The organism is Iodobacter violaceini, from assembly GCF_011601265.1.
Taxonomy (GTDB): Bacteria; Pseudomonadota; Gammaproteobacteria; order Burkholderiales; family Chitinibacteraceae; genus Iodobacter; species Iodobacter violaceini.
On the sequence record NZ_JAAOLX010000001.1, the window covers coordinates 416,172 to 433,062 of the forward strand.

Consider the following 16,891-nt stretch of genomic DNA (forward strand, 5'->3'; position numbering starts at 1 on the left):
TAATAAACAATCATGCCCTGTTTTTGCTGGCCAGAAAAAAACGGCGCCTTGCTGAGAAAAGCGCCGCTCATGCAGTATTCAAAAGACGATCCGCAGCCTGCGATAGCCGCTGGCAAAGCCGGCTTAATCCAGTAAATCCATATAGTCTCTTTGTCTGTAGCCTGCTGTATCGGGCCATGGCATTGCTTTTGGCATGGCTTGCGGCTCTACGGTAATGCGGCTCCAGCTGCCGCCATCTTCTTTACCGGTTTCTATCAGCCGTGGCAGTTGTAGTTTTTCTGACCACAGCACCAGGGTATACATGCCGTTTTTGCGGGTTTCCAGCCACACTTCGCCAGCTGCGGCGGGAATGCCGCGCTTATCCATTGTTTTTAGCTGCTGCCTGTCCAGCATATAAGCGGCACTTTCCCATTGGCCATCAAAGCCCATTTCACGAAAATCTGTAGCGCCCATTTCAATCACTTGCCGCATTTTACGATCAATAAAATGAAGCTTTACTTCCCCCTTATCTCCCAGCTCAACCGATTTGCCCGCCAGCGCAAAATTAATACTATGGCTGTGGCCCTCGTGCCCTTTGGGATTGTTCTCCTGCCCGCGTGTTTCGGGCAGTGCGTTTTGAGGCACCAGGCGCTCACTCCAGATACGGCGGGGTGTGCGCAGCCATGTTTCTTGAAAACGGGTTGTTTTAGTCACGCCTTCGGTGCTCACCATCCGTGTTTCATAAGTCACCAGTGCGGCGATATCAGGGCTGGCTGCTGCGTGGGCGCTGAATGTGGCTGCGGCAATAATCAAAGCGCTGAAAAGGTGTTTCACTGTATCAATTCCTTACAAAAATAGGCCAGCACCACGCTGACCTGTTTTTAATTACTCACTATTAAAAGCCGAATGCCTGCTTCACTAAATCAAAGACTTTGGTATTGACCATGGTGCCCTTAAATACACCAGACCCCGCACCCGCCGAAAACAGCATGACATCGCCACCGCCATGTGTTTCTGACTGATCTTTCACCCGCACACCGCCTTCCTGCTGATAATCATCGGCCAGCACTTCGGCCTCTGTCAGCATGGTGCGAACAGGCTTGCGGTTTGAGCTATTACCAAACACCAGGGTGGTGTAATTCATGCCATCCGCGTCTTTGGCTTCGGAGCCATCTTTATAGTTTTTAACCGTACCCAGAATATTGCTGCCCCGCTTACCATAACCATTAATTGTCAGCGTATGGTCGTGATCTGCAGTCACCACAATCAGGGTGTTTTTTAAACCCGGATCGCGTTTTTGCATTTCATCCAAAGCGGTTTTGATTGCATCATCAAAGGCAATGGTGTCTTCCATCACGCGCTTTGCATTATTGCCGTGCAAGGCATGATCGATACGCCCGCCCTCTACCATCAAAAAGAAACCCGCCGGTTTTTTGGCCAGTACTTCAATGGCCTTGCTGGTCATTTGGCTAAGGCTGGGCTGATCCAGATTTTTTTTAACGCGATCTAACTCGTAATCCATATGGCTGGCACTGAACAGGCCAAACAACTTCTCCGTTGCGCGGGTATCCAGCGCTGCCAGCTCGCTGCCTGAGCTGGCATAGCGATACCCCCTGGCTTTCATTTCAGCGACTAAATCACGGCCATCGGTGCGTACTCCGCTTTTAACAGAGGCAGGTAAAAAGTGCTTTCTGCCGCCCCCCATCAGCACATCCAGCCCATCCGCACCCAGCTTGCTGTTATAGCCCTCACCGCCTGGCACGGCTTGCATGGCAATGGTGTTTTCTGCATCGCGATGGCAAACATGGGCGTAGGTTGTGGCGGGCGTGGCATGGGTAATACGGGTGGTGGTAATCGCCCCCACGCCCTTACCCTTAGCCTTTGCGATTTCTAAAATGGTCTCAACGGCCTTGCCATTTTCTGCCGGGCAGATGCTGTCGTAGCCCTTATGATCAGCACCACTTAAATAAGCATTGCCATTTGCATCAGCGGCCTGCGTATCCGGGCTCATCGAAATGACTTCGTTATTCATTTTTACGCCGGTCATATACGCAGCCATAGAAGGTGCAGAATCCGTTGTCTGGGCGTCGTTAGAATAGGTTTTGATGCGGGCCGTGCGGGACTGGCCGTTTTGCAGCTTCTCCATATTTAAAGCACCTTCTTCCTGGTACTTATAAATACGTGCCGCCGTAACCGTGGCCGGCCCCATGCCATCGCCTAAAAAGAAAATAACATTCTTGGCTGCAGCCTGTGCGCCCTGTGCAAAAGCCAGCAGGCAGGCCGTTGCTAGGAGTGATTTTTTCATCATGATGATAATTCCTTGATCTGTGCAGGGGCAGGCTTACAGGCCGGCAGCTTCGCGAATAAGTTTAAATACATGGGTGTTATCCATCACACCAAAAAACCGCTCACTCCCCTTGCCCATCGCACCCAGAAAAACATTGGTGCCGCCGTGGGTTTCATCACCTGCATTTCTGCGAATCGCCGCTTCCTGGTGATAGGTATTTGCAAACACCGTGCTGTCATCTAATGCAGCAAAGCTTTTACGCTCGCCCTGTGCGCGGTTTTCGCCATTACCAAAACCAATAATGGTGTAAGGCATGCCCTCTGCATCTAATGATGCCTTATTACCAATCACATCTTTTACAAGGCCTAATACGCCGGGATTTGTGGCCGTCGATTTGCCTGTACGCCTAGCATAGCCATTCAGCACCAGAGTATGGTCATGATCTGCCGTTACCACGATCAGGGTATTTTTAAGCTCCGGATCCGTTTTTTTAACTTCAGTGATCGCAGCTTTAATTGCATCATCAAATGCCACGGTATCCTGCAGTGCTTTTTTGGCCGTTGTTTCATGCAAAGCGTGATCAATACGGCCGCCTTCCACCATCAGAAACAGGCCCTTGCTGTTTTTCTTTAAACCTTGCAAAGCCTTAACTGTCATTTCTGCCAGGCTTGGCTCTTTAGCCGGATCGCGGTCCAGATCGTAGCTCATATGGCTGGCTGTAAATAAGCCAACAAACTTAGTGCTCTTTGCTGCATCCAAAGCATCAAACTCTGCACGGTTTGCGGCAATGCTGTAGCCCCTGGCTTTTAATTCTGCAACCAGGTCTCGATCATCCGTGCGTTTGCCCTTAGCGCTGGCAGGAGTGAAAAACTGCCTGCCCCCGCCCATTAAAATATCCACACCATCTTGCAAGGCAACGTTATAGCCCTTGCCTCCCGGCACAAACTGGGCGGCAATATCGTTTTCTGCATCGCGGTGGCAAATATGGGCATAGCTTGCTGCCGGTGTGGCATGGGTAACGCGGGTTGTGGTGACCACGCCCGTTGCAAGGCCCGCCGCTTTGGCAATCTCAAGCAAGGTGCGAACCGGCTTGCCATTGTCAGCAGGGCAGCGGCTGTCGGCGCCGCTCAGGTAAGCATTGCCTGCCGCATCTGATGCCTTGGTATCCGGGCTCATAGAGATGACTTCATTATTCATCTTTACGCCTGTCATATAGGCGGACATCGACGGGGCAGAGTCCGTGACTTGTGCATCATTTGAATACGTTTTGATAAAGGCCGTTTCTGGCAGGGTATCCATCGTGAGATCACCGTCTTCGCCCACGGCATAGATGCGCGCAGCGGTCATGGTGGTTAAACCCATGCCATCGCCAAGAAAGAAAATAACGTTTTTAGGTGCAGCAGACGCCGCCGCAGAAAATGCACTGGCCATCAGGCCAGTAATAAGTAGGCGTTTCAATTTGACGCTCCCAGAGAGGAAGAGCGCAAGGTAAGCCTGTTTTCTTAAATATTTGTTACATTTATGCTAATAAAATATTTCAATTACAGTTCAGTCACACAGGCTGCCTTATTTTCTTTCGAAAAATGGCAAATAAATGACATTTCATTGCAAAAAAACCATGCTGCAGAAATATGACATTTACAAAAGTGTAATATTTACACCCTGCAAAACAACCCGCTCAAAGCGGTTTTTCCTGCCAAAAACTGAATGACGACCGTTTGAGGGGCACAAAAAAAAGCGGACCTGAGCCCGCTTTCTCTTCAATCAAACCAAAATCATCTTAGTGATGATGGCCGTGCTCGCCGTGCACATGACCGTGCTCCAGCTCTTCTTCAGTTGCTTCACGCACATCTGAAACGGTACCAACAAAACGAATTGTCATACCGGCGAATGGGTGATTAGCATCTACTACAACGCGGTTGCCTTCGATTTCTGTAACACGGAATAACAATACTTCGCCTGTTTCAGGATCATCGGCTTCAAACATCATGCCGGCTTCAACTTCCATAGGGAACGAAGATTTTTCTTCTTCACGTACTAAATCTGCATCGTGTTCGCCGAAAGCGTCTTCTGCTTCCATTGTTACATCAATGCTGTCACCCACGTTTTTGCCTTCCAGCGCTTCTTCTACCAGAGGCAGGACATTGTCGTAACCTCCGTGCAGGTAAGCAATCGGCTCTTCAGTTTTGTCGATTTGCTTGCCTGAGGCATCAAACATTTCATAATGTAAGGTTACAACGGTATTTTTTGCAATTTGCATGGGTTCACCCTAGCTGTTTCACGAGTTTAAGAATTTCCGCCGCATGGCCCTTAGGGACAACGTGATAAAACGCATGGCGGATCACGCCGTCCTTATCGATTACAAACGTGGAACGGTCTATGCCGTATCTTACCACGCCATGTGCCTCCCACTCATGCAGAGCGTGATAGAGCCGGCTTACTTCGCCTGTTGTATCGGCCAATAAGTCGAATTCTATGCCCTGCTCGTCTTGAAATTGCTCGTGCGACAAGCAATCATCCATGCTGACACCAAGGATAACTGTGTCATATTGCCGAAATGCTGCGACACGATCACTAAACTCAACCGCCTCGGTAATACCACCGGGCGTGTGATCTTTATTAAAGAAGTACAACACAAGATGAGATTGGCCCCGAAACTGCGCTAATTGCACATTTTCCATCTGAGCATCAGGCAAAATAAAATCTGGCGCTCTGTCTCCTGCGTTCAGCATGTGTTCTCCATGCGATAATTGTTGTAATCCATTCTGTTATAGAGCAAAAAAATGCAACTTTTAGGCGGACTCAGTCCAGAAGAATTTTTAAGAGATTACTGGCAAAAAAAACCATTACTCATCCGTAATGCCTGGAGCAATTTTCCCGAGCTGATTGATTACGCACGCCTCACAGCCCTTGCCCAACAAAGCGATGTGGAATCAAGACTGATTGAATATAAAGAGGGCCGCTGGAAAGCCGAATCCGGCCCTTTCAGAGCATCCCGCTTCAGCCGCCTGCCAGAAACTGACTGGACTGTATTAGTCGGAAATGTGAACCATCTGGTTCCGCATATTGAAGATTTACTTTATCAGTTTAACTTTCTGCCTTACACCAGGCTAGATGACCTGATGATTTCTTACGCGCCACCCGGCGGCACGGTTGGCCCTCACTACGATTCTTACGATGTATTTCTGCTGCAAGTGGGCGGAAAGAAACGCTGGCAAATTTCAAGCGACGACGCCAGCGGCTTTATTGAAGACGCGCCCATCCGGGTATTAAAAGAGTTTCATCCTGAGCAGGAGTGGGTGCTGGAACACGGCGATATGTTGTATTTACCGCCGATGTACGCCCATTATGGCGTAGCAATGGAGCCAGGCATGACTTATTCCATCGGCTTCAGAGCACCAAAAACCCAGGAAATCGCAGGTAAATTCTTAGAGTTTCTGCAGGACGAATTGTGTCTTGAGGGAATGTATAGTGACCCGCAGCGCCAGCCCACCCATAAACCCGCAGAAATCGATAACGAATTTGTCGGGCAAATCGGTGAAATGCTGAAAAACATCACATGGAACGACGAAACCATCCGTCGCTTTGTAGGCAGTTATTTCACCGAGCCTAAGCCTCATGTATTTTATGATCAGCCGGATGAGCCACTGGATTTTGATGAATTTGCCGCAGCAGTGGCAGCGGGCGGCATTAAAATCGATGCCAAAGCACTGATGCTTTATGAATCTGAGCGGGTTTATGCCAATGGCGAAGCGCTGGAATTTGAGGCTGAAGCGCTGCCCTGGCTGCAAAAACTGGCCGATCAGCGCAAATTGCCTGCGGCTGATTACCCTGAAAGCCTGATCACTATTCTTTATGAATGCTACGAATATGGCTACCTGCAGCTTTCCTGAAGCCCAAACTTTTGATGCCTATGCGGCTTACCCGGCCGCTGTGGCGCAATTATTGGCTTCGGCGCAACATGAATTACTCCTTTGCGAGCGCAACTTTTCACACTGTGATCTGGGCAGCAAAGCCGTTTTTGATGCTTTATGGGCATTTTTTACATCTCAGCCAGCAGCTCATCTGCGGCTGATTGCTTTTGATACTCAATACCTTAGCCAGAGATGTCCGAAATTTTTACAATTGACAGAAAAATTTCCTTCAAAAATTGAATTGCGTCTTGCCCATGAATCTTGCTCCAGCTGGCAACAGGGCTTTATTCTGGCGGATAAAACCTGCTTATTACACCGCTATCATTTTGATTGGGCACGTGGAGAAATCACAACCGAGCCGCATATTGTTGCGATGATGCAACAACAATTTAATGCTCTTTGGGAGCAATCAAGCCCGAGTAATGAATGGCAACGTATATATTTATAGGTATTTAACATGTTGTTACATGGCGTTGCAGAATTCTTGCCTAAATAGCTGTATTCATAATGTGTTGGACTGTTCTTTCAAATAAAACGTGATATTATTTGCGCTGTCGGTCGGTCACTGAATGATTGCAGTTTTTCAGCATCGATCCACGGTTGATTGCACCTATTTAATTTCGTTTGTCCCATTCGTCTCTGTCAAAGGTAAGTTCATAATGAAAAAGTCCCTGCTAGTTGCTGCTCTGATCGCTGTTGCTCTGTCCGCTTGCGGCAAGAAAGATGAAGCTCCTGTTGAAGCAGCATCTGCTGTTGTTGAAGCAGCATCTGCACCTGCTGTTGAAGCAGCATCTGCTGTTGTTGAAGCAGCTCCTGTTGCTTCCGAAGCTGCTGCTTCCGAAGCTTCTGCTGCTAAGTAATCAGCCAGTAGCATCGCTTTAAAAAAGCCGGCCGCAAGGCCGGCTTTTTGTTTTTCTATTCCCGCATTCAATACTGCTTAAAATCAAGACCAGAATCAAATCATTCCTCTGGCATTAAAAAATCATAATCAGATCAATTCTGCCTTTACAATCAAAGCACAAAACAATTTCAATCTTTCCATTTATGCCCATTAAATAAAAACAGACCCTGCTATTTTTATCGCTTAATTCGGGACGATTCCATGCAGATTATTGCACCCCGCTGGCTGATTCCAATTGAGCCCCGGGCTCAGGTATTAATGAATCATGCCGTCATCATTGATCGAGACACAATTATCCGGATCATGCCGCTCACTGCAGCGCGCAGCCACTACCCGGCAGCCCAGGAAATCCAGCTGCCTGAACACGCCCTCCTCCCCGGATTTATTAATACGCACAGCCATTCTGCAATGAGCTTATTACGCGGCTATGCCGACGATTTAGCCCTGATGACCTGGCTGAATGAGCATATCTGGCCAGCAGAAACAGCACATGTCAGCGATGATTTTGTTTGTGATGGCACAACGCTCGCCATTATGGAAATGATTGCCGGCGGCACAACGTGCAGCAATGATATGTATTTTGAGCACAGCGCCGTGGCACGAGCGGCGGTTTCCAGCGGATTCCGAATGGGCATAGGCTGCTCTATTTTAGAATTCCCCACGCCCTATGCCTCTGATGCGGATAGTTATATTAAAAAAGCGCTGAATTCGCGCTCAGAATTCAGCGGCGAGCCATTAGTCCACTTTACCCTTGCTCCGCACGCCCCCTATACAGTGAGTGACCAAACCTTCAGCAAAGTGATTACCCTTGCCGATGAATTTGACCTGGGCTTGCACTGCCATATCCATGAAACCCAAGATGAAATCAAAAACAGCCTGAAACAATACGGTGTTCGCCCGCTGGAGCGGCTCGCCGCGCTGGGCTTTTTAGGATCAAACTTAGTTGCAGCACACATGGTGCATACCAGCGATCCGGAAATCGCCCTGCTGGCCAAATATGGCGTCAGTATTGCTCATAATCCGGCAAGCAATTTAAAGCTGGCCTCTGGCATTGCCCGTGTTCATACCATGCAGCAGGCAGGCATCAATGTCGGCATCGGTACAGATGGCGCGGCCAGTAATAATAAGATCGATCTGTTTGCCGAAATGCGCCTTGCAGCCCTGCTTGCAAAAGCCGAAGCAAACGATGCACATGCCATCCCTGCGTGGCAAGCCTTAGAAATGGCTACCATAAACGGTGCCAAAGCCATGCGCCTCGATGATAAAATAGGCAGTATTACAGCAGGGAAACAGGCGGATCTGATAGCCATTGATTTATCCGCCGCCCACACTCAGCCCTTATACGATCCGCTGTCACAAATTGTATATGCCGCTGATCGCTCACAAGTCAGCCATGTATGGATTGCTGGCCGCTGTGTTTATCAGGAAGGGCGGCATCTCAGCCTTCATGCCCGCGAAACGCTTAACCGCGCCCGCCGCTGGCAACAACGCATTAGCTCTAAGACCAAGGAAACCGAATGACTGAAGCACCTATTAATGTCGACCCTTCCGAGATCGCCAAATTCTCTGCCCTTGCCCATAAATGGTGGGATACCGAAAGCGAATTCAAACCCCTGCACGAGATCAACCCGCTGCGCATCGATTTTATGCAGAAGCACATTGATCTGGCCGGCAAAAAAATCCTCGATGTAGGCTGCGGCGGCGGCATTCTGGCCGAAGGCCTGGCACGCCAGGGCGCACAGGTTACCGGTATTGATCTGGCAGAAAAATCGCTAAAAGTTGCCAAACTGCATTTATTTGAATCCAAACTGGAAGTCGATTACCGCTGTGTGCCGGTGGAGCAGCTGGCTACCGATGAGCCAGAAAGCTATGACATCGTTACCTGCATGGAAATGCTGGAGCATGTGCCAAGCCCGGCCAGCGTGGTCGCCGCCTGCGCACGCCTCGTTAAACCTGGCGGCTGGGTGTTCTTTTCTACCCTCAACCGCAACGCCAAAAGCTATCTGCTGGCTGTGGTGGGCGCTGAATACGTGCTGGGCATGCTGCCGCGCGGCACGCACGACTACGCCAAATTTATCAAGCCATCTGAGCTGGCCCGCATGACCCGCAATGCAGAAATCGAAACCGTATCGCTCAGCGGCCTGAGCTATAACCCGCTCACCAAAATCTATAAGCTGGATGACGATGCAGCCGTGAACTACCTGATTGCCACAAGGAAAGCCCCTTAAATCAAAACAAACCATCCATTTAACCTCACAAGGAAAACACCATGATTACCGCAGTCCTGTTCGATCTTGACGGCACGCTGGCAGATACCGCACCTGATTTAGGCGCCGCGCTCAACCGCCTGCTTGCCGAAGAAGGCCGTAAACCGCAGCCCTACTCCGCCATCCGCCCGCTGGCATCCCACGGCGCACGCGGCCTGATCGAGCTGGGCTTTGGTGTTATCCCGCAAGACGAGCAGTTTGCTGCGCTGCGTGAGCGTTTTCTGGCGTTATATGAAGCCAGCCTCTGTGAAGAAACCGCCCTGTTTGAAGGCATTCATGCCCTGATCGAAAAAATTGCAGCCCGCGGCCTGCAATGGGGCATCGTCACCAATAAGCCTGCCCGCTATACCGACCCGCTGATCGCGCAACTCCCCTTCCCAAGCCGCCCCGGCGTAGTGGTTTCAGGGGATACCGTAGGTGTGGCCAAGCCAGACGCCAAACCCATGTACTTTGCCGCCGCCCGGCTTGGCGTTGACCCCGCCCACTGCATCTACGTAGGCGACGCCGAGCGGGATATTGAAGCGGGCCGCAAGGTAGGTATGCGCACCGTACTGGCCGACTACGGCTATATCAGCGGCCAAGACAAACCTCACGAATGGGGCGCAGACCACCGCATTGCTCACCCGCTGGACCTGCTGCAACATCTGCCAGGCTAAAGCCCGCTCTGGCAAGCAAGCCCGGCCCGCCATAAAACAAGCAAAATGCAAGGCAAAGTCAATTTCTGCATGATTTTGACCTTGCCTCCCCCTTTGCAAAAGAGGGACCGAGGGGGATTTAGCGCAGCTTTTACAGAAGTATTCCCCCAAGCAGCGCCAAACCCCTCCCCCACACACCCTGCATAAGCCTTTGTTAACGCTCACAAATCCAGCCATCAGCACCAGCAAGCCTCGCCAGAAGCAAGCAATGGCAAAGGCTATCATTGTGCAAGCACTGGCTTACGCGTATAATCAGAGATCTTCATTGGGGCCGCCATGGTTTCGACGGGGGTTGCGAAGTGGATGAGGGCATACCGGGGTCTCAGATTCCCGTAAAACACTGAATTTATATAGTCGCAAACGACAATAACTACGCTCTAGCCGCTTAATCGCGCTAGACTCTGCACTACAGGGCCCATCGGGTAGGTCGCCTAAAAACGACACGCAGAGTCATTAAGATGGGATCGCTTCAGTCCGGGTTACTTGGGCAGGGGTTAAATCTAAGGTAACTCGTTCTCTCCAAGCCTGTCGGTCGGCGTGGTCGGGAATTAAAACCAAATGACATGACTAAGTATGTAGAACTCACTATAGAGTGCTTCCGGACGCGGGTTCGACTCCCGCCGGCTCCACCAGTATAAAGCAATGAAATCAGCCACTTAGAGTGTGGCGTAAAGCATAAAGTGGCAGTAATGACAATTTATGCTTTATTTTTCGAAGTGCCACTTTATGCTTTATTGCAAAAATGTGATACCGCGGAAAACAGCTACTAGTTAGGGTAAGAAACAAAAAAGCCGACTTCAAGTCGGCTTTTTTGCATTTTCAAGAAATACGTATTCAGGTTATACGCAACTTTTCCTTTATTTCATTCAGTACATCATACAGATGCTCAACCTTCATTAAGATTTCATACGGCACTTTTCGCTCGATTTCACGAAGATTAATAGAGCGCCCATCTTCGATAATTTCACGACAGGCTGATTCTAAAGTTGGTTTTATTTCAAGCATTGCCAAGTATTTTCTCCTAGCAACATACTGCTTCCACCGCACACCAAGCACACGCGCCTCTTGATTGGCTTGTAAATATAAATAGCGGTCGTCAATTTCTAGCCGTCTCCCCGCTTCGGCAACACTGATGGGAACTGGCAAACGCGCAAAAACCATTAATTCTGTTTTGATTTTCTCCCAATCCAACACTCGTGGAAGCAGCCGTTCTTTGTTCATATGTCCAAGGTCTAATGCGATTTGCGGATGGTCAATGGGCGGAGTCCAGTTTTTTAATGGTTGAGTTAACAAGTCAGCCAGAGAAATACCGGAGTGCGCGGCTATTTGTAGCAAGTTATTTAACGTGGGAAGCCCTCCACTATTGAGCCAATAGTGGACCGAAGATTTGCTCACACCAATTCGTTTTGCAAAATTAGCACCAATACCATGGTCTAGACCTGTAATAATCAGACGGATGTTCTCTCTAACTATCGTTGCAGACGGTAAGAGCTCAAGACTCGTTTGACAAGCGAGTAACAGTCCGATTTGGCGAGCAATCCACATTTCTTCAGGCTTAACTCGGTACGTAGAATCTAAATCCTGTGCCGCCTGCTCAGCAAGGCAGCAGCCACAATTCGAACACCAACCGGGAATCACATAGCTGGCTTTATGGCGTTGATTGACCCGACCACATTCTGGACAAGCTAAAATCAATGGCCGATGGTGCTTGTGACATATTGTCACGACTCCGATATTCCAACTGAGTCGATAGTATCGCTCATGCCCAGCTTTAGTATCATCACGAAAACAATCAGGACACCACCGTACTTGCCTAGTAATCAGACCTTTTGCAGGAATAACTTGCGCCCAAGGACTTAGTGTCAACTGGTCCAAAGAACCAACGCCAGTCAGCATAGAGATTGCACTTGCCCAAATATGCGCTGTCTCACTAATTCCCGATAGTTGCCGCTCATGCCAATCAAAATTTTCTCTGAGCGTTTCTTGAATCGTACCTGCAATTAGCTTCGCCATTGATGGCAATGACACGCTATGTGAAACGGCGAGTCTGCACAGATAACTTGTTAGACTTTCAACGTCAGTACTACCAATGCCCATTGGCTTGAGTGCATGCAATGTAGAGCGCGGGTTAGCTAAAATCATGCGGCACTCCTTTTACCAAATTGCTTTGGTTTTTCCTCTGCAAAGGTTCGAGTCAAACTTGGATTAATCGCCATTTCACCGTCTAGTGTCTCTGACAATATTTGCTTATGCTGAGCGTCGGTAAGTAGTGCGCGGCGCAAAACTTCATCTGACCATTTTCCTGCCTGTTGTGCCAACATGGCTGCACGTGTCAAAACTGAACTCAAAGTGCCAATGCAACCCAAGGTGTTTTCTTGAAGTGCATCAGCATGCAGCAACAGCTTCCCTTCCCATAAATCCGGCAAAGTTCTTTCAAAGCTGCGAATGCATGCCCTGAAAGCACGAATATCAGTATCTGAGTCCAGACGATACCGCTCAAAATGTAACACGTGCAAACGTCGAGCAAGCTGTGCTGACAGTGAAACTAATGGATACAAATCATAGCTTCCGACGAGCACAATTTGTGTACCGCAGGCATTTGTAAGTGATTTCAACGTATCAAGCTGGACGCAAAGTCGCTGATTGCTCGATTGACGAATAATATGTGCAGCCTCGTCAATTACCAAAAACCGTGTACCTCGTTCTTTCAGTGCGCGTTCTACTGAAGTGCGCAATGCCGCCAAGGAATTATTTGATTGGCCACGGGGCTTTACAAATCGGCCACTTGCCGTGTCAATGCCGTAATGTACCTTTGGTAAGTTCAGTTCACCTTCCAATTGCGCCAGAATCCGCTGAAAAAAGAGACGCCACGAGAACTCCTTTTCACCAGAAGATGGTGCCTCCACATAGACAGCAGGAATATGCCCAGCATCAGCCTGCATCTCGTTTACTGCGGCCTGAACTGCCGAATCACGCATATGTTTTGCCAGCATAGTTTTCCCTACGCCAGTTGGCCCGATGACCAAAATACTGTCCTGGTTGCCTGGATAAATGAGGGTATCTAATTCTGTAAGCACTTCGTCGATACGACTATGCTTGATTCGCAACTGCTGAAGTTGAATCGCTGGATTGGAAATTTTAGAAAGAGTCGGTTGCATAATGATTATTCTTATAGTGAGTCAAAATCAGGCAGGTCGTCGTATGAGTCAGAGCGCGTCTCGAACGCTGGCATCTCGGTGCCAGCCTGATTAGTTGTTTTTAATGATGAAGAACTGCCAATCGAGCGAGTGAGCGTTTGTATTTGTTTTGGCTGAACACCGCCGAATGCCAATGCGCCATAAAGACTGGCGTTTTCGCTCTGTCGCTCCATCGCATCTGCTAGAGCACCTACAGGTGTGAAAACTTGCATAAATTCGCGCAAGCGATGTGCTGCAGTGGGGTCAGTAAACTTAGTAGGATTGCGTTGGGTGTATTCCTCACTCAACACAGCACACTCTGTATGAGTCAGCTGGCGAAAATCAGACAACATTCGGCAAGTCGCTTGTATCCATGCACCATTAACCCGGACAAAAACAGACGCGGCATCCCAAGGGTCCATTTTCACGAGCAACTGTTGCCCCGCAACTTTAGGGTCACGAAAAATCGGATGCCAATACAGCAAATGATTCACTTTTACACCTGTCTGCCGATTCACTAAGCGCGTCCCTTTCCGGTCAACAGGCGGACAAGTTGCAATCAAAAAATCTTGATTAAATGAGATATGGCGCTGAGGCCGCGCACCACTTTCGTGCAAGCTTTTTTGAAAGGCTTCACGTGGAGTAAGTCCTGTCGCGGGATGGGGTTCTTGGTCGTAAAACTGCATAGCCCAATGCTCGATACCGCAATACATACACTCAAGAGTCCATTCAGCAAAATTGACCGGCAAATGCTTGCCCGTTGTCATACGAACATTTTTTGTTGCTTTCGTATTGCCCGCCAAGTTATGAATATATTCGGTATCAATACGGCCAAAAATTCGCTCGAGCACCGAACCAAAGCGAGGTTGCCCTGCCGGGCGAAAGCGCAAATGAACTCCCATGACCATCAAAAAAGATTCAAATGCATCCGACGCAAAATCTTTGCCATTATCAACGACGATAAATTCAGGCAGTCGGTTATGGCGACGAACCATATCTCTAACAACCATCATCACTGAAACGTAGGACGGCGGGTCGAAGGTTAGGTAGACGCCTACAATTCGCCGTGACCATGCATCAATCGCAAAAGTAAGCCATGCCCTACCCAGCGGTTTGCCAGTTCGGCTAGAAATCAATTCGATATCTATCTGTGTGTGGTCAATGTGTACGTACTGAAATGCACGACTGCCATGTACAGGCGTATCTAACATAAGTGCTGATACAAATTCACTTTGTTGGGTAGCCATCCGTTTTCCGTGGCGAACTCGAACATCTTGATTCGTTTCTTCACTTTTGATGAAAGAAATTAAAGTTGGATATGATGGAGGTTGAATCCCTTTTTGATTGCAGATATCGATTAATATCCGATGACATGCTTTGAAATTGATGGCGCGATGATTACGCCAGTCCTGCTCAATTACACTTTGTATCGTGCTTAGTTGCTCTTCTGACAGCCGCGCGCTTCGATTTCCCCGCGCAGCTGTTTTTGGAACAAGCGCAAGTATTTCGTTTCCGCCATTTGCAACCATCTCGTCTTGCTTCGCTCGCCAACGAAATTGAGTTCTCTCACTAGCGTTTAGAGAGACGACACCATTTTGCAAAATAGCTTGTCGTTGCAATGCACATTTGAGCTCTTCTTCAGAAAAGCGACTGATATCAAGCAGATTATTCTCTGGGGCAGAAATGGGTTTAACCGCGCCGCGTTCAAAAGCATCGAACAGCCATTCCCGTGACAAATTACAATTTTGTCCATTAGGGCTCTGACAAACCAATTCTTCTTCACCAGCCAATACAATCGTTAGCTGTTTACCGTCAAATGCAAACTGCAAGCCCGCTTTGATATCGAGCACAAAATGCTCAATACCTAACACGTTGCGAGTAGCAACTTGACCTCGACAAAAGTCCCGGTATGTATTGTCGCGATATAAGCGAAAACGACGTATATCCGCTAATTTTTCATTATCTAAATCTGCCGCGACTAAATGGTCTGCGATTGATTTGTTGAGTAAATCAGCGGAGAAGCAAAATGGCGTAGATAACAGCTCACTAAAATAAAGTGAGCCGTGCTCGCGAAGTGCAGCAAGTAAACGAGCAGATTCGTGTGCATCGGGAGGCTCGCAGCTAGGATGAAAATAGTCTGCGAGATGCAGCAAGTTTTCAACGCGACGGCGAGGAATCGACTTTTCGCTGCGTATGCGATAGTGAAAGCCCAATTCGGCAAGCTGCTGTTCAATCTGGGGTGAATACCACTCGCCATCCGTGCTTTTCGCATAACGATAGGGATATTTTTCAGCAAGCCTGCTCAGCTTTGCTTCAGATTTCCATTCCTCAAAAGTGATGCCATCGTCTGTAATCACCAAGAAATCCGGTGTATGCCGGATATTTTTGATTTCACCTGTAGCGGTATCGATCAGTTCTAGTTTAAGTTCTGCGGGCTGCGCGTAATACTCCAACACGCCGCCATCAAACTCATGGTCAACAGCTGCCGCAAACTCTATATGACGACTTTCTGTAGCAATTTCACAGCCCATTTTTCGGCTGGCCAAATACGTAATAACGTTTCCGCTGTAAGATTTTACCTCGCGCACAGGAGCTTCAATCCGCGCCTTGAATGTCAGGTTGCGGCCTTTCTCTGGGATACTGAGCTTATCAAAAAGCTCAGTGATTTCTTCTTTGCTCAACATTTCTTTATCAACAAATTAAAGGTGATAAAGACGTCTAGTGTCGTAGTGACTACATGATTTACAAATCGGTCGATAATGACCGAAAATAGCGAGATTAGGTCTGATGGAAGCAGCTGATGAGTAACGACATACGAAATACTCGACCAAAGAAAGCCGTTGCACTGCAGCCAGAGGCGGCATTTCAACCGTGGGAAGATAGAGCGAATGAGCTGCTGCGCGCCGAGATGAAAAAACAAAAAGTAAGTTTCAAAAAGCTGGCAAGTTTGCTTGAGCAATTTGGCATCGAAGAGTCGCCAGACCAAATTAATCGCAAAATTAACCGCAAGAAATTTACCGCAGCATTCCTGTTTGCCTGTCTGGCTGCGCTTGAGGTTCAGACTATTGAAATTCCAGACCAGCTCACATCGATACGGTACAAACCAGAAATTTAACGCTGCTGTTTGATATAACGGGGAAGATAACATTACGCCAACTCCTTTCAATACCCTTTCATAAATAGGGCAGAGGGGAGCTAGCACTTAGCAGGTAAGCAGATTGTTCTTACAATTCAAATCTAATTGGGCGAGACTGCGCCCAGTCTTTCACCGTAGCCTGCACTTTTTAGCTTCGCAAGTTCCAGAATAATGCTCGCTTCGCTCAACGGTTTCTAGGGTTACTTATCTATCCGTCAGATACCCAACAATAATAAGGGGTAGCCGTCAGGCTACCCCTCAAAGGTATTTACACAGAGTTTTGATAAAAGCGGCTTATAGCCCTATACCTGTTCGACCAAGGTTTCGGCGAGGTGGGTAAGGGATTTTTGGCTGGCGGTGAGGCGTTCACGCAGTTGGGTGCAGAGGGCGCGCAGCGCTTCGACGCGGGCGACGATGCGGGATTGTTCGGCCATAGGGGGGTCATCGCCCCAAATTTCTCCGAGAATTAATCCGTCACGTAGCTCTTGAGGCAATTAATGCACCTAAGCTTGGCAAGCTTCTGAGAGAAGATGATT

Annotated in this window: 16 protein-coding genes and 1 other RNA gene; 8 read left to right on the forward strand and 9 right to left on the reverse strand. The window is 48.6% G+C overall.

Annotated features, from left to right (window positions below):
* Window positions 1-123 precede the first annotated feature (123 nt).
* The 5 genes from HA050_RS01760 to HA050_RS01780 form a co-directional block, all read right to left on the reverse strand.
* Window positions 124-813: a hypothetical protein gene (locus tag HA050_RS01760; RefSeq protein WP_166821282.1), complete on the reverse strand. Its 690-nt coding sequence runs from the start codon at window positions 811-813 to the stop codon at window positions 124-126.
* 61 nt (window positions 814-874) lie between these two features.
* Complete coding sequence (locus HA050_RS01765; RefSeq protein ID WP_166821284.1) at window positions 875-2,287, reverse strand: alkaline phosphatase; 1,413 nt, start codon at window positions 2,285-2,287, stop codon at window positions 875-877.
* A 33-nt stretch (window positions 2,288-2,320) separates the two neighbouring features.
* Window positions 2,321-3,724, reverse strand: coding sequence for an alkaline phosphatase (locus HA050_RS01770; protein ID WP_240928944.1), 1,404 nt, complete (start codon window positions 3,722-3,724; stop codon window positions 2,321-2,323).
* Between the two features lie 322 nt (window positions 3,725-4,046).
* Complete coding sequence (locus HA050_RS01775; RefSeq protein WP_099399779.1) at window positions 4,047-4,526, reverse strand: FKBP-type peptidyl-prolyl cis-trans isomerase; 480 nt, start codon at window positions 4,524-4,526, stop codon at window positions 4,047-4,049.
* A gap of 4 nt (window positions 4,527-4,530) precedes the next feature.
* Window positions 4,531-4,998, reverse strand: a complete 468-nt coding sequence (locus HA050_RS01780) for a peroxiredoxin (protein WP_099399778.1) — start codon at window positions 4,996-4,998, stop codon at window positions 4,531-4,533.
* A 51-nt stretch (window positions 4,999-5,049) separates the two neighbouring features.
* Between HA050_RS01780 and HA050_RS01785 the strand changes: the two genes are divergently transcribed.
* From HA050_RS01785 to ssrA, 7 genes are all read left to right on the forward strand, one after another.
* The gene (locus HA050_RS01785) at window positions 5,050-6,159 is read left to right on the forward strand and encodes a cupin domain-containing protein (protein ID WP_166821287.1); all 1,110 of its coding nucleotides are present in this window, start codon (window positions 5,050-5,052) and stop codon (window positions 6,157-6,159) included.
* Window positions 6,137-6,628 carry a DUF7931 domain-containing protein gene (locus HA050_RS01790; RefSeq protein WP_166821289.1) on the forward strand — a complete coding sequence of 164 codons (492 nt, stop codon included), beginning with the start codon at window positions 6,137-6,139 and terminating at the stop codon, window positions 6,626-6,628. Before HA050_RS01785 ends, HA050_RS01790 begins: the two co-directional genes overlap by 23 nt.
* 121 nt (window positions 6,629-6,749) lie before the next feature.
* Complete coding sequence (locus HA050_RS01795) at window positions 6,750-7,040, forward strand: hypothetical protein (protein ID WP_240928945.1); 291 nt, start codon at window positions 6,750-6,752, stop codon at window positions 7,038-7,040.
* Between the two features lie 242 nt (window positions 7,041-7,282).
* Window positions 7,283-8,602, forward strand: coding sequence for a TRZ/ATZ family hydrolase (locus tag HA050_RS01800; protein ID WP_166821292.1), 1,320 nt, complete (start codon window positions 7,283-7,285; stop codon window positions 8,600-8,602).
* Window positions 8,599-9,309: a bifunctional 2-polyprenyl-6-hydroxyphenol methylase/3-demethylubiquinol 3-O-methyltransferase UbiG gene (ubiG, locus tag HA050_RS01805; protein WP_166821295.1), complete on the forward strand. Its 711-nt coding sequence runs from the start codon at window positions 8,599-8,601 to the stop codon at window positions 9,307-9,309. The genes HA050_RS01800 and ubiG overlap by 4 nt, the downstream gene beginning before the upstream one ends.
* A 41-nt stretch (window positions 9,310-9,350) precedes the next feature.
* The gene (locus tag HA050_RS01810) at window positions 9,351-10,004 is read left to right on the forward strand and encodes an HAD family hydrolase (RefSeq protein ID WP_166821298.1); all 654 of its coding nucleotides are present in this window, start codon (window positions 9,351-9,353) and stop codon (window positions 10,002-10,004) included.
* Window positions 10,005-10,310: 306 nt separating this feature from the next.
* Window positions 10,311-10,675, forward strand: a transfer-messenger RNA (tmRNA) gene (ssrA, locus tag HA050_RS01815).
* Between the two features lie 202 nt (window positions 10,676-10,877).
* Here the strand turns inward: ssrA and HA050_RS01820 are convergent.
* Genes HA050_RS01820 through HA050_RS01830 form a run of 3 tightly spaced genes read right to left on the reverse strand, consistent with a single transcriptional unit; the run spans window position 10,878 to window position 15,903 of the window.
* Window positions 10,878-12,185 carry a TniQ family protein gene (locus HA050_RS01820; protein WP_166821301.1) on the reverse strand — a complete coding sequence of 436 codons (1,308 nt, stop codon included), beginning with the start codon at window positions 12,183-12,185 and terminating at the stop codon, window positions 10,878-10,880.
* Window positions 12,182-13,201: a TniB family NTP-binding protein gene (locus HA050_RS01825; RefSeq protein ID WP_166821304.1), complete on the reverse strand. Its 1,020-nt coding sequence runs from the start codon at window positions 13,199-13,201 to the stop codon at window positions 12,182-12,184. The genes HA050_RS01820 and HA050_RS01825 overlap by 4 nt, the downstream gene beginning before the upstream one ends.
* Window positions 13,202-13,212: 11 nt before the next feature.
* A complete protein-coding gene (locus HA050_RS01830; protein ID WP_166821307.1) occupies window positions 13,213-15,903 on the reverse strand; it encodes a TnsB C-terminal domain-containing protein in 2,691 nt (896 codons plus the stop codon).
* A gap of 116 nt (window positions 15,904-16,019) precedes the next feature.
* On the opposite strand from HA050_RS01830, the gene HA050_RS01835 reads away from it, so the two are divergent.
* Entirely contained in the window at window positions 16,020-16,334 is a 315-nt protein-coding gene (locus HA050_RS01835; protein ID WP_166821310.1) for a DUF6471 domain-containing protein, read from the forward strand.
* A 323-nt stretch (window positions 16,335-16,657) separates the two neighbouring features.
* On the opposite strand, the gene HA050_RS22285 is transcribed toward HA050_RS01835, so the two are convergent.
* Complete coding sequence (locus tag HA050_RS22285) at window positions 16,658-16,789, reverse strand: hypothetical protein (RefSeq protein WP_277344348.1); 132 nt, start codon at window positions 16,787-16,789, stop codon at window positions 16,658-16,660.
* Between the last annotated feature and the right edge of the window lie 102 nt (window positions 16,790-16,891).

Excerpts from the sequence above, each read along its gene's own strand:
- HA050_RS01795 (WP_240928945.1), top strand. The coding sequence starts at position 6,750 with ATGATTGCAGTTTTTCAGCATCGATCCACGGTTGATTGCACCTATTTA.
- HA050_RS01820 (WP_166821301.1), bottom strand. The coding sequence starts at position 12,185 with ATGATTTTAGCTAACCCGCGCTCTACATTGCATGCACTCAAGCCAATG.
- HA050_RS01830 (WP_166821307.1), bottom strand. The coding sequence starts at position 15,903 with ATGTTGAGCAAAGAAGAAATCACTGAGCTTTTTGATAAGCTCAGTATC.
- HA050_RS01780 (WP_099399778.1), bottom strand. The coding sequence starts at position 4,998 with ATGCTGAACGCAGGAGACAGAGCGCCAGATTTTATTTTGCCTGATGCT.
- HA050_RS01810 (WP_166821298.1), top strand. The coding sequence starts at position 9,351 with ATGATTACCGCAGTCCTGTTCGATCTTGACGGCACGCTGGCAGATACC.
- HA050_RS01835 (WP_166821310.1), top strand. The coding sequence starts at position 16,020 with ATGAGTAACGACATACGAAATACTCGACCAAAGAAAGCCGTTGCACTG.
- ubiG (WP_166821295.1), top strand. The coding sequence starts at position 8,599 with ATGACTGAAGCACCTATTAATGTCGACCCTTCCGAGATCGCCAAATTC.
- HA050_RS22285 (WP_277344348.1), bottom strand. The coding sequence starts at position 16,789 with ATGGCCGAACAATCCCGCATCGTCGCCCGCGTCGAAGCGCTGCGCGCC.
- HA050_RS01775 (WP_099399779.1), bottom strand. The coding sequence starts at position 4,526 with ATGCAAATTGCAAAAAATACCGTTGTAACCTTACATTATGAAATGTTT.
- HA050_RS01790 (WP_166821289.1), top strand. The coding sequence starts at position 6,137 with ATGGCTACCTGCAGCTTTCCTGAAGCCCAAACTTTTGATGCCTATGCG.
- HA050_RS01765 (WP_166821284.1), bottom strand. The coding sequence starts at position 2,287 with ATGATGAAAAAATCACTCCTAGCAACGGCCTGCCTGCTGGCTTTTGCA.
- HA050_RS01800 (WP_166821292.1), top strand. The coding sequence starts at position 7,283 with ATGCAGATTATTGCACCCCGCTGGCTGATTCCAATTGAGCCCCGGGCT.
- HA050_RS01785 (WP_166821287.1), top strand. The coding sequence starts at position 5,050 with ATGCAACTTTTAGGCGGACTCAGTCCAGAAGAATTTTTAAGAGATTAC.
- HA050_RS01825 (WP_166821304.1), bottom strand. The coding sequence starts at position 13,201 with ATGCAACCGACTCTTTCTAAAATTTCCAATCCAGCGATTCAACTTCAG.